Source organism: Pseudomonas sp. m6p, assembly GCF_055760375.1.
In genome coordinates this window covers 4,048,263-4,062,019 of record NZ_CM147084.1, presented here as the reverse complement: position 1 = coordinate 4,062,019, position 13,757 = coordinate 4,048,263, and the positions used below count along the sequence as shown (strand labels likewise).

Sequence of the window (13,757 nt, the reverse complement as noted above, 5' to 3'; positions counted from 1 at the left end):
GGGTTTTCCTGCCGCGAAACGGCTCACTTGAGTTGCCGCTCAAGTGAGCCAACCTTTCACTCGCTCGGTGTGATAAGACGCCGAGGCTTTCCAAGCTTTACGGTTTCTTCTTCGATCAAGGCCACCACCACCGCGTGTTTTACGCGACGCTGAAAATGCTCCAGCTGGGGCATACGGCCTGTCACCGTCACCTGCAGTACGTCTGAACTGACTGCGTCATAGAGTGCGTGGGGACTTGGAAATAGGCGCAAGCTGGCCAGGTCAGGTTTCTGGTTCAGCTCAACTGCACGAATCAGGGCACGGTTTTCCACCTCCAGGATCGCTACCCGGTACTCAGCGGCCACGAGGCCGGCATGCATAGCTGCCTGAGCGGGATCGCGCAGATCATTGATCGAGTCGCGCGCCTCTTGAGCCTCGACTTTCTTGGCTAATTCCGGCATGCATTCTTCGATCGGACACGCCGCTGCGTTACCAACAAAAGCGGCAATCATTGCAGCCGCCACAAACGCCAGTTTTTTGCTATCCATCACATCGATCTCCCTTGCTTCGCTTCTTCCTGGGTTTGTTCGTTCCCTTGGTGCATTTGCTTTTCCTGAGAGTTGACCTCGTTCATCTGCACCAACATGCGCTCACTACGCTCGCGCAAGTGAGTCGCTTCGGACTTACCCTTATCGTCCTTGTCATGCTCTGCTTGGCGTTGTTGGTGCTGTTTCTGGATCGCATCCATGTGCGGATCACGGGCCAACTTGTCGAGGCCATCCATATCGACGCCCACAACTGCTTTGAATTGCTCGCGCTCTTCGCGCTTGGCTTTGATCCAGGCCTCGGCGTCGTAGCCGAGAATCCGCGCCTGTTTCTTACGGCCGCGGAAATCTTCATCATCGCTATGGGTAGCCATGCGATTTCTCTCCTTCATGTGGTGCGCGTTAGCGCTGTTGGTAGTGTTGGGAGGGGGTCTTGAGGTACTGCTCAGCCGCCGGCACAAGTGTGGTCAGAGATACAACGACACCGATAACCAGGCCGGCGCATAGGTCGAGCAATCGGGCCTTGCCGGCGCGATTGCTCGCGGCGGCAAAGTCGGCCGAGATCAAGCGAAGTGCGTTGTCTTTGTCCTGCTCGAAGTACTTCATTCGTTGGACCAGCACGGCGTTCTTTTCTCTCTCTGCTTCGAATTTGCCTTTCAGCTGATTCCTCTCGGCAAACAGATTTGCCGAGCTCTCACCTACATTGGCCATGGCAAGGTTGATCTTCATGCTCAACTCATCGATCGCGATCTGAGCCGCTTCGTCTTGCACATGGCGTTTGGCGTCAACGATCGAGTCAGCCAGTACCTGCGCGATCGACTCACGCAAGGCCGCCCTGAACTGCATGTCATCTGCCGACCGCAGCAGGCGGTCAGGCAAGGCCCCCAGTTGTTCGCTCAACAGGGAGGCGCTGGCAAGATGGCCAGCAACACCGTCCAGCCTATCGATGAGTTTCACAGACTCTTCCAGGATGCCTGGATAATCGCGATTGCCGCGCAGAAGAACGTGGAGTCGCGTCACTTCATCAACGAGCTCATCAATCGAGCGGATTGCGCCGCCGATGTCACTCATGGCGGCCACCCAGCGAATAGAGCAGGTACGGCGCGATCAACTGCTGTGAGGTAAACGATTTGCCGACCCCGCCCTTGGTCGAAACGACCATCATGCGCAGGCGATCGCGTTGACCGAGGATCTGATCGAGGCGCTTGAACACCACATTGATCATTTCACGCACGGTTTTCGAGCCGGTCACGGCACGCATCAGGCGGGTATTGAGCTTGGCGCGGTCGAGGTCACCAGCCTGCTCGGCCTCGATGATGATGCTGCGCAGGCGATCAGCGATCGCTTCGCGCTCTTCGGAGATCTCCCACTGAGTCAGACCGATGCGCCGACTACGGCCATAGCGTTCGATTCGAGGCATGACAAGGAGCTCGGTGCCGGTCTGCTCAGCCAAATCGAACACTTCGGCAAACGCTTCGCGTAGCGCGAGATCCGTGGTGTCCTGGGTGCGACTGGTGATGTCGTTGAGCAGGATGGCAATCGGGGTTTGCTTATCGAATTCGCGGATCAGCTTGATGGTTTTGAAGGCGTTATCAACATCCTGGCCTTCGTCGCGTACGGGAATCAGAGTCAGGTCGAAGTGCCGCAGTAGCATCTGCTCACCGATGGCCATGATGGTCTTGCTCGCTGTCTCATTGCCACCGATGTCCAGAACGAAGCTGTCCAACCCGCTGCCGTAGATCAGGTGTTCAATTGACGCGCCAGGGTCACTACCAACTGGGAGTTGCAGCGGGCGGATTCGCGATGCAGTGAGCCACGACGAATCGAGGTTCAGATCGTCCATTTCCACCAGGTGAGCAACTGCTGCTGCTTTTGCCATTTTCTCTTCCTTCTTGCTCATGGGTTTTCCCGTTGATTTCTAGAGAAACTTTCGAGGGGTTGCCGCCCGCTCTAAGTCAAGATTTCCTGCAGTTGAACCGCATTCTTCGTTAATGCTCGGTGCTTCTGCTGGTCGCTTATCGAAGGCTTCAGGGGTGTTCTTGCTGATGACTTCAGGGTGTAACTCACGCCCAAAATCAGGATCAGCTCCGGTCGTTCGTACGTTCGCCAGAAACTCTCGGTACTCGCGAGCCAGGAATTTTTGGATGAACTTGCGCAAGCTGTTGTAGCTAACAACGATTCCTGCCCTTTCCAGCATTTCCTGCTGTTGCGTGATCGGTGTTCCTAAGCGCGTTGCTTCGCGGAGGATTTCGATCCTCGGCAGCAAAGCTTTCGTGACGCTTCCCCTTACGTTCTTCTGGCCACTGCCAGATTCAGCGGCGGCCTTCATACGCTCCAGCTCGGCTTTCAATGCCGCCGTTTTGCGATCGGCCTCTTCCTGCTGCATCCGCATCCACTCCAGCTGGTCCTGCTCATCACGGGCGCGTTCGGCGTCTGTGCGTCGGTCAAACATGGCATTCACCTATGGTCGCTGCGTTTGTTTAAAACTGCTTGCTAACTCTACCAAAGGTTCGGCTTCTAGTTGGCGGTTTGTTGCAAACAAGCTGCAAAGGTAGGCCGCTTGTGGCTCATATTAGTTGTAAACTAATGCGAGTCAAGCAAAACTTGCTTAAAGTGATGCGAGATGCTTGTATATATACAGCTTTCGTTAACACATCTGCACCCTTCGGGTGCTTCGCGTCGGCCCGGATCCCGCGCAGTTCGCGGACTCCAAGCCGTAAAGCCAACAAAGCAAAAGCAAGGTACGCCGGCTAAAGTCGTCTACCTGAGAAGCGTTCTCAGAAGGGAAAAGGAAAATGGCGCGGAAAAAGGCTGGGGCAAAGACCTCGACCCAGTACCTGAATGAAGTTGCAGCGGTGCGCTTGGAGCGCCTTTCGGCACGCTTGGACGTTGCTCAAGGCCGCGTACTCGATGCCCTCATGTCCCAGCGTACAGACGAAGAGATCGCGGGCTTCCTAGAGGCGCAGCGCTTCTGCGCCGAGCCGTCTCGTCCGGTACCTGTTCTGCTCGATGGCCCGGTTGTGGCTTCGATTGCAGGCGCAATTACCCAATCCGTTTCTTCCCTTCTGGGCTCTGCTCTTCCTGATCTGCTGTTGCAGGTTCTCGCAAGCCAGGCCGAGCGCCGGCCTGAACTGCTCGCCGGCACCATCGAGCCGATGCTCAATCGACTCGTGCCGATGGTTATGGATCGCCTCATTGCCGAGCAGACAGGCATGGAGATTGAGCGATGAGTCACTACGGGATGAGCAACCAGAAGACCACGGCCGGTAATTTTGCGGCCAAGGCTTCCTACTTCGAAAAGAAGCTGAAGGAGCTCCAGGCCTTACGTGAGAAGCGCATTGATCTCGGCGCAGAGCGTTGCGTGACAGATGAGGTCATGGCTGCCGAACTGGCGAAAGTTGACGCCGAGATCGCCGCTATCGTCAGTCAGGTGGAGGGCGACCAGGGCACAGGGCGAGAGGACTACTACCACAAGTCCGGCAACGACACTTTGGCATCGGGTATTGCAGGCCCGTTGGCCAACAAGCTGGGCCTCGGTGAGCATCCCCAGGACGGTGATTACCTAGCTCTTTTCCGTGGAATCAACCCACGCACCGGAGAGGCGTTCCTTGATGAGAAGCGCCAAAAGGCCATCGACAAGGCTATTCAGGAAGCTGAATCGAAGAAGGCAAACCCGTCCTCGAAAAAGCAGCTCGACGCCGGCGACCTGGAGCGACTGGAGAAGGACGGGCAAGAAAAATCGGCAAAGGATCCTGTTCTCGGCTTCAGCTCGTGTGTGAGCCTGCAGAAGTCCATCAGCATCTACTGGGCACAGGCCGACGACCAAACCCGTCGCGTGATCCAGGAATGCGTGATGGGGGCTGTGAACGATGCGATCGAGCGCGAGCACCGTACTGGCCGGATTCGCGGACGTGAAGGCGCTCAGGGCGCAGAATCTGTAACCGGCGAGTGCGTCACTTTGACATATGCCCATTGCACAGCACGTCGCGCCCCCGGCCAGAACTTCCCTGATCCTCAGCTTCACGTACACCTGGAACGGCCGAATTTCGTTCGCACCGTCGACGGCAAGTTCCTGACCCTCGATGCGGGATGGCTGTACAAGAGCCAGAAGGAGTTTGGTGCAGTCGTCGACGTGGCCTTTTATCAGCGTCTCCGGGCACGCCTCCCCGAGTTGGCTTCTGCGATGGTCGTTGATTGGAGCGGGCATGGCCTGCGTCTCAACGATGCTTCAGTTTCGAAGGAAGTCGTCGCCGAGTTTTCCAAGCGCAGCGAGCAGATCCAGGCAGAGAAGAAGACTATGGCCACCTCTGGCCAAGCTGCAGCTCAGGCTATCGCCGTCCGAAGCCGCGATGCGAAGGACATCGAGCTAGGCGACAGCCTGGATGGTCATTGGCGCGAAGCGATTCCCACTGTCGAGCTGAAGGCATCAACCGCCAAAGATCTCCAGGCACCGAGTCTCGCTGAGCTGCAGCGCATGGTGTTCCGCGGATCCACCGTGATCGATGAATTCGCGATCGATTCCGCGGCCGCGCACCTGACCATTGGCAAAGGTGGCCTTGAAGAAATCGAAGCAACCAAGTCGGAGATTTACAAACAACTCGGCCTCATCGAAATTCCCCAGCAGCCGGACGAAAACGGCCGCATGTCGCCGAAGCGTTACACGACGAAGGAGCTCTTCACCCTTGAAGCCGACTGCGTTAAGGCGGTGCATGCTGGTCTCGATGATCCGAGTTGGAATGTTGATCATGCCTTTGTTGACCAGGTGATTGACGACTATGAGAAGGAAAAACAGGCGACCCAGAAGCCAGGCGAAAAGCCTTTTCGGCTCACTCAGGAGCAGCGCCAAGCTGCCTACGATCTGACTGGGCCAGGTCAGTACACATTCTTTAAGGGGGCCGCTGGCGTTGGTAAGTCTTCCACTCTGGCGCCGACCTTCCGCGTATACGCCGAAGTTTTCAAGGCGCAGGGGCGCCGTGTAATTGGCGTTGCGCCTGCAAACAAGCAGGCAACGGAGCTGGCTAAGTCGACCGGTATTCAGGCCCAGACTGTCCATTCACTACTGATCAAGCACCAGAACACGCTTGCCGCGCAGCAGGCTGGGCAGCGTTTCAAACAGCAGGATCGCATCGGACGCGGCGATATCGTCGTGTGCGACGAAGCCGGCATGCTGGACACCTACCAGATGCATAACCTGGTGGTGGCTTGTCACCAGGCAGGCGCCCGCCTGATCTGCGTTGGTGATAGAAACCAGCATGACGCAGTGGAGACCGCCGCATTGTTCGGCCTTCTGCACGACGCTGTTGGGGATCGCTGCGCCAAGATCGAAACGATCGCCCGCCAAGTCGACCAGTTCAGGCCTACTGCTCAGGCCCTTTATGAAGGCAAGGTGAGCGATGCGATCCGCCACATGCAGCGCGATGATCAGCTCAAGGTTTTCGCTGACGGCGTGAACGAAGCGGACGAGTTGGTTGGCGATGTTTTCGCTGACATGAAAGCTGGTCTGCCAGGGAAGGATAGCGTTGTCCGTGAGTTGGACTGGTCCCAGATTCTTGTCCTCACTGATACGAACGAACAGGTACGGGCGCTCAACGACAAAATTCGTGATGCCCGATTCGCTCGTGGTGAATTGAGTGCTGTAGGTAGCGTAAGCATCGAAACCGAGGTGCTGCCCGGCGAGCGATTCACGATCCAGGTTGCGATTGGTGACCGCCTGCTTTTGCGCAAAACGGCCAAGGACTCTCAGAACGAACCGATCTACAACGGGGACCTTGGCACCGTGCTGGGTATCGAGCGAGTCACCCGCGAAGTCGACGGTGAGCGGATCGAGGACATTCTGTTCACGATCACCCGGGACGATGGGAGGACGGTCAAGATCAATGCCAGTGAATACGAGTCGCTGCAGCACGGCTATGCGATGACCGGCCACAAAGCGCAGGGCATGACTGTTATGCAGTCTTACTACCTGCCGTCATCCTACGCTTCTCTGCAGGCTTGGTATGTCGCCTATACCCGCGGAATCCACGGGTGCAAAACGTACCTGAGTGAAGCCAACTGGCTCCCATTCAAGAAGTCGACGGCGGAATTCGTCTACAAAGAGAACGCTCTCGACCTGATGCCTCAGGCTCGCGAAGCTATTCGCGCATCCGTCCATACAGGCCAGCCGTTCAGGCTGACCCCTCAGAAACTTTCCGTCCTCGATCGTCTCCAGGGGGCCTCCCCACTTTTCCAGTTCCCCGGCCAGGCGAAGGAACAGCCCCAAGAACAACCCCGCCAGTCCGTCACCGTCCTGCCGCCCGTAGAGGTTGAGATCGAGCACGCCAAGGCCTTCGGCGCTGAAATCGTCGACCTTCGCATCGACGAACAGACCTGGCCGGCTGATGCCCGCCGCGTTGCCGTTGTAGCTGCAGAAAACCCCGCTCCAGGTGCAGAAGTTGCGCGATGGACAAACCCCGGCTCATCCGCTCCCCCAGAGCAGCGCCGCGACCTTTGCGAAACGCTCCAGGGAATGAAGACCGCCTTATTCACCACGAAGCTGAAACTGATCAAGCCTGAGCCTCAGGAGGCCCGCTATGTCCGAATTGATCCTGTCCGACCTGCCACCCTTGCCGGCCTCGGCCGATACCCCCGTGTTGATGGACGACCTGTCGCCGCCGCCGATGGAGTATCCCGACCCGAATCCCGAGCCGGCGCCGCAGGCCAGCGAGTCGCCGGCAGCCTCGGCCAATTTGACCGCGCCGCCGGCGCCGGTGACGCAGCAAACGAAGAAGCCTTCTCCCGCCCGCTCGGCAACATTAAACGCCCTGCAGGGCGAGCACCCTCAGACTATCTGCGTACGTTGTCCACATGCGATCTGGCAGCAGGTCCCGGAAGGGGACGTGAGGGTGTATTGCCCGATAACACACTCGCTGATCGACAGCCTCTTGGTCGAGTGCGACGGCAGGTTCCTGGTACTGCTTTAGCACGCTCGATGAAATACGACAAAGCATCAGACGCCCGCGAAGTCGCCGCGATGAAACGCGACGTCGACCTGACCAACTACGCTGTTCACCTGGGCATGGAGTACGACAAGAAGGCATCGTACAAAGGACATGCTGTTTTCCGCCACGGCTCAGGGAAATACGACATTTACCAGGCCGCTGATGACAATTGGGTCTGGCATGACCGCCATTCGGGCAAGAGCGGTGACATCTTCAAACTCTATCAGGAAGCCAGTGGCGGCACCTTCATCCAGGCCAAGGACGATGTTCGTGCGTTTCAGGGGGGCGTTCTGCCTTCGCTGGGTAAATCAGCGGAAGAGCAGGCCCGTATTGATCGGGCACGCGAAGAGTCGCGACAGAGGAAGGAGCGCGAGCGCCTAGAGACAATCGCAACCAGCACGGAAAACCACTACCGCACTTTCGGTTTCATGTCTCGCCGTGATAGCTATCTGAGCCAAGAGCGAGGTATCTCGTCCGAAGTGTTGGCCGAAACGCGCTGGCGTACGAGCCGGCATGGCTCCGCCGTGTTTCCTCACATTGATGCTAATGCCAAGTTCTGCGGCTATGAGTACCGCGGCGCTCAGGTTATCAATGGCGAACGACGTGAGTTCAAGGGTTTTACGACAGAAACTGAAAAAGGTGTCTACCTCGCCAACCCGAAATGCGCGAACCCCACCGAAATCCGCTTCAGCGAGGGCGGTGTCGACACCCTGAGCACCTACCAGTTGGCTAGCCCAGAAGAGCGGCAGCGGATCCTGTTCATCGGCACTACTGGCGAACCTGGTCCAAACACTGAGGCGGCAATCATCGCCCTGGCCGAGCGCTATAAAATCCAGCGCTTTTCGCTTGCTTATGATCGCGACCAAGGCGGCGATAGCCTTACGGTGAAGCGTCATGCTCGACTCATCAGCCAGTTCGCTGGTGCGCAGATCGAGGATGTTCGCGAGCGTGTTGGTCTGCAGCTTGGCGAAGATCCCAACGAAGCCCTGAAGCGTATCGAAGCGATGAGCGCCCAGCGAGAAGTGCAGAATTCTGAAACCGTTGCTCTGGCAGAACCGACAACAAGGCCGGTTGCCCAGCCAGAAACCCAACCTTCGTATGCCGAAGATGAAGCAACTTATAGCTACAGGAGATCGATCTAATGTCTCGGGACCATGAAAAATTCCTTTGTCAGATCCAAGCTCTTGGCAAGCAGATGCGTGCTTTAGAGATCTCCAATCTCGCGGTCCAACTTGAACAGCTTCGCGCTTCGCTTACCAACGAAAACGCAGGTCCTTTCGTACTCATGTTAGCTATCGCTCAGCAGGTGTTGCCGATTAAAGAGGCGTACGTCGTTCCCGATCCGCTATCCGATGAGAAATGCTGGGAGGGAAGTGGTGGTTGGCACCTGGTGCTATTTTCGGAAAACGCCCCTGATGAGATCGGCTTACTCAATCTTCGTAATCGCCTTTTCGACGACGGCCCTCGCTCGATAGCCAGTCGATTCGAAGTATTCAGCTACATCAAACATGCTGGGTATCTAGGACAGGCGATGGCCGTCGGCATCCAGATCCCTCTTTTGGAGTTACATCATGACTAAACGCTTGAGCTTCAGCCTAGACCTGAACGCAAATGACCTTGATGCGCTACAGACCGTGCTGGCAAACCCGAGGGCCGTCGCGACGGCTGTTGCACCGAATGATCCGTGGGAGCATGCGCGGATTGTTGATGTGTTGGTGGAAATGGCTGGGACTGTTGCCGTTGCGCTGAAGCCAACAATGGATTGCGAATCGCCAGGTTAAATCACTCCACGCCCTCATGGTTGGGCTATGTCGCGGAAACGTATTTGGGGTGACTTACCTATGCACCGTGCATAGCTCGCCATTTGTGCGGATTGCAGCAGTCAAAGCGGATTTCAGCAGTAGCAGATAGCAAGCGCGCAATCTGCATAGCCTCGCCATGCCATATCAATTCAAAAAACACACCCGATACATGGCTGAGGCTAGCGCACAGGCTTCGTATTAAGCTAATTAACTTAGGCTAAAAGTACTGATGATTTCGCAATCACGACATGTCAGGTAGATACTAATATCTTTCATCTTCAGAGAGTGCTCCAGCGAACCGCATTCTGGGCAGAAAAGATTGTTTTCTCGTTTGGTTGTTTCGTCGCGCGGTAGACGGTGGCTTAGTACATCTCTCCAATATTTACCTGGTGCGATCTTGAACGCCGCGTCTGCTTCACCGAGATAAAAGTCGAAGAATATTTTACTAATTACTGAGCGGGGAGCGTTTCTATCTCTCGAAAACCCGAATACTTCGCGTTTTTTTATAGCGTGCGCCTCTGCAAGGGATAGCATTTTCCCGGGAATAGTATTGGCTGCATGTCTATGGCTAACGTGTTTTTTTTTGTGAAATAGATGGGCGTTGTCAACGGCGTTGGAGGCTAACGTGTAGAGTTGTGATGTGGAATGGGTTTCGAGAAGCTGCATGATAATCGCAGGAGTTTTTGTTTCGGCACCAAAGCTCACATCTAGGATGTTTGCTTTAAGATGTAGGTATTGAATCACCTCCTCCTGAGGTATTTGGAATAGCATTTCTTTTATCTGTGGAGACCAACTGCTTGATATGTTTTCATTAAGGTCTTTGTTTATTGCGCTGTACAGCGCTGTGAGTGTTGAGCGCTTCTGACCGTCTAATGTTACGTTTGATAACCATTGCACATTGAATACGTCAGGGTCTTTGTTTCTGAGTGAGTTTGGTGGTGAGTTAGGGTCGATGATAATTGCTTTGCATTTGCACAGTGATGCTAGTAATTGTTCTGTAAAATTTGCTGTTGGGCTCAGCAGGTAATTTCTATGGCTTTGTGTGATAGGGATTATGTAGTCGAAGCTCTCCGGGGTTTGGCAGCGAAGTAGGCTTATTAGCGTAAGCTTGTGTTTGAAATTTAGGTCTGTATAAGGTATTGGTGTTACTAGTTCGGGGTTGAATTTGTCTTTTATTGTTTTTTGAAACTCGATTTCCCTGCGTGCTTCAGCCTCCTTTCGTTTTAATTGGCATGGTTTGCAATTACAGTGTTTTTTGAATCGCCCAGACTGCGGATCTTCAAAGTGACCGCAGTCTAAGCATTTTATTATATTTTCTTCGGAGGCCCGTTGAGTCTTATTTTTGCGTTTGCTTGACATGGCGCAGTGGCAATAAGGACAAGGCTTTTCGTTTAGTATCAGAGGGGGGAATAGATATATAAGTTGTTTGGCTGTACTAGGAATTCGGAATTCAGCCTGAAGTACGGATATTTTTTCACCAGCAAGATAGCGCGTGTATAGCGTTTCAATCTCTTCCGGATCAAGATGAGCTATTTCTGGCGCTAGGGGCGGAAGGTTTCTCATAAAAGTCCAAATAATATGATTTTAACGAAGACTGGTCGCGGATCCGTATAGCCCGATCCGGTTTCCCTTAGCGTTGCCCAAAAGCTTCTGGCCACGCTCAGATTTTCAGCGCGGAAAAGGGTCGGAAACTCTAGGCTTATGTCATTAGCCTTTAAATCCTGGCAAACCTTGAGATGAGCGCCATTCTTTCACTACTCGCGTAACGTCTTCCGCCGTCCCCGCTGAGCCGTTTTCAGGGTAGTAGATTAAGTCAGTGCCGTCCGGATGCTCTGTAATCTTGCAGAATCGTTCCAAAAGATCATCAAGCACGTCATCAGAGACTGTCTTGTTGGCTACTAATAGCTCTTCCATGTAACCGATGAATTCGGCCTCGGTAAAGTCAGTGATACTGTTCTTCATTTTTTATCTGTCATCCATTTCGGTGAATATCAATGTGTCGTTTCGGCGTGACAACGCTCAGATTGTCCACATCGTAAACGTTTCCGCCCTGAGCCACTTCATCAAGGTGATGCAGCTCGAACGACCCACGTTTCCCGGCTCTGTCTCGATAACGTGCCTTCGGAGCATATCCTTGCTGCATCCGGTCAACGTTATTGTCTGTGAATTGCCCTTTGAGTACAGGGCTTTTGGACACTGCCGTCCACAAGGCCCTCCTGAAACTATCGAAGCTGCCGTAGCTTTCACCTCGTAGTTGATCGGCAATCTCCGTTGGAATAGGTGAACCGAATCCTGTGTTAGCCCCAGCAAGCCATATGCCGGTTATGTCTTGACCTTGGCCTGTCACCGTTCCGGGATCGAGCCGGACATTCATCACAATGTACAGCGGTTGCACACCCGAATCAGCCGGGAACACGAGGATGAAGTCCTTGTATTGAGGCGGGTAGATCGGATTGACGATTATGTTGTCGGCTTGCTCGGTCGGCGGGTAAATCCAAATTTGCGGGGCTTGTGGTGCGCCCTCCAATGGCGGAATACCGGAAGTGCTGGAAGGATCAACCGCGGGTGTCCATATCAACGTGACGCCATCACCAAAGTCGGCCACTTGCTGAGAGCCCTGAATCTTGAACTGGACTACAGGAATCATTTCCCAGTCGCGACGCTTCTGGGTGTTGTAGCCGTAACCTTTTAGGGTGCCGTCAGCTTGTTCCTCTACATGCAGTCGAACTCGGGTACGGCCTTCCTTGAGAGATTTGAGTTGGTCTTCTGTGTACAGGCTGCTATCGCCCAGACTCGATGGCCAAAGTAGTGCGACCACTCCCGCCAAGGCGCCAGCAGCAACCCCAGTGGTAACTACGCCCGCAGTAGCAGTACTCGTACCTGCGCTAACGCCTGCAACAGCAGCCCCAGTGGTGCAGAGACCACCACAGGATGCGCCAGCAGATGCAATAGCAGTTCCACCCAGTAGAAGGGTGCCGAGTGCAGTGGGTAACGTGTTACCGCTTATTTGCTTGAGTTGAATTTTTCCGGCTGCATCAATTTCACGACCGCCCAACAGGGAAAAGTTTCCATACTCCTTAATGGGGTCTGTGGGTATCGATCCACCAGGACTGACGTAGTTGATGGTTCCGTTAGGCAGCTTGCAAGGTTTGGTAAACGTGCAGCCTGCAGCGTTAGTATTTGCCTGAGCTTTGCTCGGTTGGGCTTTGTACTGTGCCCAGTATTGGGCGTGAAGATCGACAGGCTCAGCTTCCGGCTCTCGGTAACCTTTGGGTGGGTTAGGTACATAACCGCTCATGCAGCATCCTTGTTCGTCCTTGGAAAATCCCAGCCTGAGGCAGGGGAACAGTAACCTTACGCAGAAAAGCGGGTACAAGCTTTAGGGCTCTTCCTAAAAACAGTGATGCTTTCGCCTGTTCCATGCTGCTGCCAGAGTACGAATGGTAACCGCTCTAGTACGAGCGTTTGAATGGTGGCATTCTGCAATACGTGCAGTCAGCAACTCCCGTTAGGACGGCCGCTTTTGGTCGATAGCCTTCGGTCGGGGCATCTACTCCTTTTTTCGAGATTCGCAAGGTTCTTGATCGTATGGGCAAAGCGAAATCAAGTATCGAGATGGATCCGAGGCTGCAGTGGCTCGGTCAGATGGCTCTTCGCGATGAATAAAAGATGAGTAATTTTTTCCAAGATCCTGTGTTCAGAAGGAAACTGCATGCGTTCAGTTGTTGGTTGTAGTGTCGTGCTGGCTTTGGCCACGCTCGCTGGTTGTGCTAACTGGGGGGGCGCCGATAAAGGGCCTGTTGTCGTCGACTATTACGCTGGGACGACCGATCTTTCTGGCTATCCCGGTATGGGGATTGGGGCAGGCAATGTGCTTTACGGCAATGCCGGCGCCGCAGACGGTTATCGATATCAGCCTCTTGAAGTACGGCAATGCAATGCGCAGAAATCCGCGTGTGCGTTGGGCATTGTGAACCTTGTCAGTCAGATCCAGATACTTTCGGTCGGCGATACAGTTGCGAAGCTTCGGGTCGACCTTAATTACCAGGTTGGTGCTGAGGGGCGCCGGGAGTGGCCAGAGAACACCTATGTTGAAAAGCTTTCCGTACCTGAGATCATCAACGATAAGGGCACGGTTTCGCGAACTGCTGAGGTTCCCTACGGCGAAGTTCGGCACATTGAACTGCCTTATGGGGTGAGCCTTACACTATGTGTCTCTCCGCCGGGTGTATCGAACATGAATACCAGGCCATGCGCAGGGCAGCTGAAAGTGAAGGATACAGCCGGCGTTCCGGTGTTTTAACTGACGAAAACAGCCCCGACATGTCGGGGCCGAGCCAATAGATGAGCGTGCATTTTCGCGTCCGCGAAATCGAGGGAACGAAGGTATGGGTAAATAGCCGACCAACGGATGCTCTGATCAGTCTGCAAAGCGAGGTGCGCTGAGATATACC

The 13,757-nt window shown here is 54.6% G+C and carries 13 protein-coding genes; 5 read left to right on the top strand and 8 right to left on the bottom strand.

What is annotated here, in order from left to right; all coding sequences use genetic code 11:
• Nucleotides 1–56: 56 nt before the first annotated feature.
• From ACYZUM_RS18435 to ACYZUM_RS18415, 5 genes are read right to left on the bottom strand one after another with little or no spacing between them, the layout of a single operon-like run.
• Nucleotides 57–527, bottom strand: a complete 471-nt coding sequence (locus ACYZUM_RS18435) for a hypothetical protein (protein WP_101155991.1) — start codon at nt 525–527, stop codon at nt 57–59.
• Complete coding sequence (locus ACYZUM_RS18430; RefSeq protein ID WP_101155993.1) at nt 527–898, bottom strand: hypothetical protein; 372 nt, start codon at nt 896–898, stop codon at nt 527–529. The genes ACYZUM_RS18435 and ACYZUM_RS18430 overlap by 1 nt, the downstream gene beginning before the upstream one ends.
• Nucleotides 899–926: 28 nt before the next feature.
• The gene (locus ACYZUM_RS18425; protein ID WP_101155995.1) at nt 927–1,595 is read right to left on the bottom strand and encodes a hypothetical protein; all 669 of its coding nucleotides are present in this window, start codon (nt 1,593–1,595) and stop codon (nt 927–929) included.
• Nucleotides 1,588–2,424 (bottom strand): hypothetical protein, encoded by an 837-nt coding sequence (locus ACYZUM_RS18420; protein WP_101155997.1) that lies wholly within the window; start codon nt 2,422–2,424, stop codon nt 1,588–1,590. Before ACYZUM_RS18420 ends, ACYZUM_RS18425 begins: the two co-directional genes overlap by 8 nt.
• Before the next feature lie 18 nt (nt 2,425–2,442).
• Nucleotides 2,443–2,976, bottom strand: coding sequence for a hypothetical protein (locus ACYZUM_RS18415; protein WP_101155999.1), 534 nt, complete (start codon nt 2,974–2,976; stop codon nt 2,443–2,445).
• Nucleotides 2,977–3,319: 343 nt separating this feature from the next.
• Here ACYZUM_RS18415 and ACYZUM_RS18410 point away from each other — a divergent pair, with 343 nt between their 5' ends.
• The 4 genes from ACYZUM_RS18410 to ACYZUM_RS18395 are packed head-to-tail and all read left to right on the top strand — an operon-like array spanning nt 3,320 to nt 9,282.
• A complete protein-coding gene (locus tag ACYZUM_RS18410; protein WP_101156001.1) occupies nt 3,320–3,754 on the top strand; it encodes a hypothetical protein in 435 nt (144 codons plus the stop codon).
• A complete protein-coding gene (mobF, locus tag ACYZUM_RS18405; RefSeq protein ID WP_101156004.1) occupies nt 3,751–8,643 on the top strand; it encodes a MobF family relaxase in 4,893 nt (1,630 codons plus the stop codon). The genes ACYZUM_RS18410 and mobF overlap by 4 nt, the downstream gene beginning before the upstream one ends.
• Complete coding sequence (locus tag ACYZUM_RS18400) at nt 8,643–9,080, top strand: hypothetical protein (RefSeq protein ID WP_101156006.1); 438 nt, start codon at nt 8,643–8,645, stop codon at nt 9,078–9,080. Before mobF ends, ACYZUM_RS18400 begins: the two co-directional genes overlap by 1 nt.
• On the top strand, nt 9,073–9,282 hold the full coding sequence (locus ACYZUM_RS18395) for a hypothetical protein (RefSeq protein ID WP_101156008.1): 210 nt from the start codon (nt 9,073–9,075) through the stop codon (nt 9,280–9,282). The genes ACYZUM_RS18400 and ACYZUM_RS18395 overlap by 8 nt, the downstream gene beginning before the upstream one ends.
• Before the next feature lie 228 nt (nt 9,283–9,510).
• Here the strand turns inward: ACYZUM_RS18395 and ACYZUM_RS18390 are convergent, their stop codons facing one another.
• The 3 genes from ACYZUM_RS18390 to ACYZUM_RS18380 all read right to left on the bottom strand — a co-directional run bounded on the left by ACYZUM_RS18390 (nt 9,511) and on the right by ACYZUM_RS18380 (nt 12,601).
• The gene (locus ACYZUM_RS18390; protein ID WP_157830854.1) at nt 9,511–10,866 is read right to left on the bottom strand and encodes a hypothetical protein; all 1,356 of its coding nucleotides are present in this window, start codon (nt 10,864–10,866) and stop codon (nt 9,511–9,513) included.
• Nucleotides 10,867–11,010: 144 nt separating this feature from the next.
• Nucleotides 11,011–11,265 carry a bacteriocin immunity protein gene (locus tag ACYZUM_RS18385; RefSeq protein WP_101156012.1) on the bottom strand — a complete coding sequence of 85 codons (255 nt, stop codon included), beginning with the start codon at nt 11,263–11,265 and terminating at the stop codon, nt 11,011–11,013.
• A gap of 10 nt (nt 11,266–11,275) precedes the next feature.
• Entirely contained in the window at nt 11,276–12,601 is a 1,326-nt protein-coding gene (locus tag ACYZUM_RS18380; RefSeq protein WP_101156014.1) for an S-type pyocin domain-containing protein, read from the bottom strand.
• Nucleotides 12,602–13,015: 414 nt separating this feature from the next.
• On the opposite strand from ACYZUM_RS18380, the gene ACYZUM_RS18375 reads away from it, so the two are divergent.
• Entirely contained in the window at nt 13,016–13,606 is a 591-nt protein-coding gene (locus ACYZUM_RS18375) for a hypothetical protein (RefSeq protein ID WP_101156016.1), read from the top strand.
• Nucleotides 13,607–13,757: the final 151 nt, after the last annotated feature.

What these genes read in the sequence shown, in the direction of transcription:
- ACYZUM_RS18435 (WP_101155991.1), bottom strand. Translation starts at nt 527, where the DNA reads ATGGATAGCAAAAAACTGGCGTTTGTGGCGGCTGCAATGATTGCCGCT.
- ACYZUM_RS18430 (WP_101155993.1), bottom strand. Translation starts at nt 898, where the DNA reads ATGGCTACCCATAGCGATGATGAAGATTTCCGCGGCCGTAAGAAACAG.
- ACYZUM_RS18425 (WP_101155995.1), bottom strand. Translation starts at nt 1,595, where the DNA reads ATGAGTGACATCGGCGGCGCAATCCGCTCGATTGATGAGCTCGTTGAT.
- ACYZUM_RS18420 (WP_101155997.1), bottom strand. Translation starts at nt 2,424, where the DNA reads ATGAGCAAGAAGGAAGAGAAAATGGCAAAAGCAGCAGCAGTTGCTCAC.
- ACYZUM_RS18415 (WP_101155999.1), bottom strand. Translation starts at nt 2,976, where the DNA reads ATGTTTGACCGACGCACAGACGCCGAACGCGCCCGTGATGAGCAGGAC.
- ACYZUM_RS18410 (WP_101156001.1), top strand. Translation starts at nt 3,320, where the DNA reads ATGGCGCGGAAAAAGGCTGGGGCAAAGACCTCGACCCAGTACCTGAAT.
- mobF (WP_101156004.1), top strand. Translation starts at nt 3,751, where the DNA reads ATGAGTCACTACGGGATGAGCAACCAGAAGACCACGGCCGGTAATTTT.
- ACYZUM_RS18400 (WP_101156006.1), top strand. Translation starts at nt 8,643, where the DNA reads ATGTCTCGGGACCATGAAAAATTCCTTTGTCAGATCCAAGCTCTTGGC.
- ACYZUM_RS18395 (WP_101156008.1), top strand. Translation starts at nt 9,073, where the DNA reads ATGACTAAACGCTTGAGCTTCAGCCTAGACCTGAACGCAAATGACCTT.
- ACYZUM_RS18390 (WP_157830854.1), bottom strand. Translation starts at nt 10,866, where the DNA reads ATGAGAAACCTTCCGCCCCTAGCGCCAGAAATAGCTCATCTTGATCCG.
- ACYZUM_RS18385 (WP_101156012.1), bottom strand. Translation starts at nt 11,265, where the DNA reads ATGAAGAACAGTATCACTGACTTTACCGAGGCCGAATTCATCGGTTAC.
- ACYZUM_RS18380 (WP_101156014.1), bottom strand. Translation starts at nt 12,601, where the DNA reads ATGAGCGGTTATGTACCTAACCCACCCAAAGGTTACCGAGAGCCGGAA.
- ACYZUM_RS18375 (WP_101156016.1), top strand. Translation starts at nt 13,016, where the DNA reads ATGCGTTCAGTTGTTGGTTGTAGTGTCGTGCTGGCTTTGGCCACGCTC.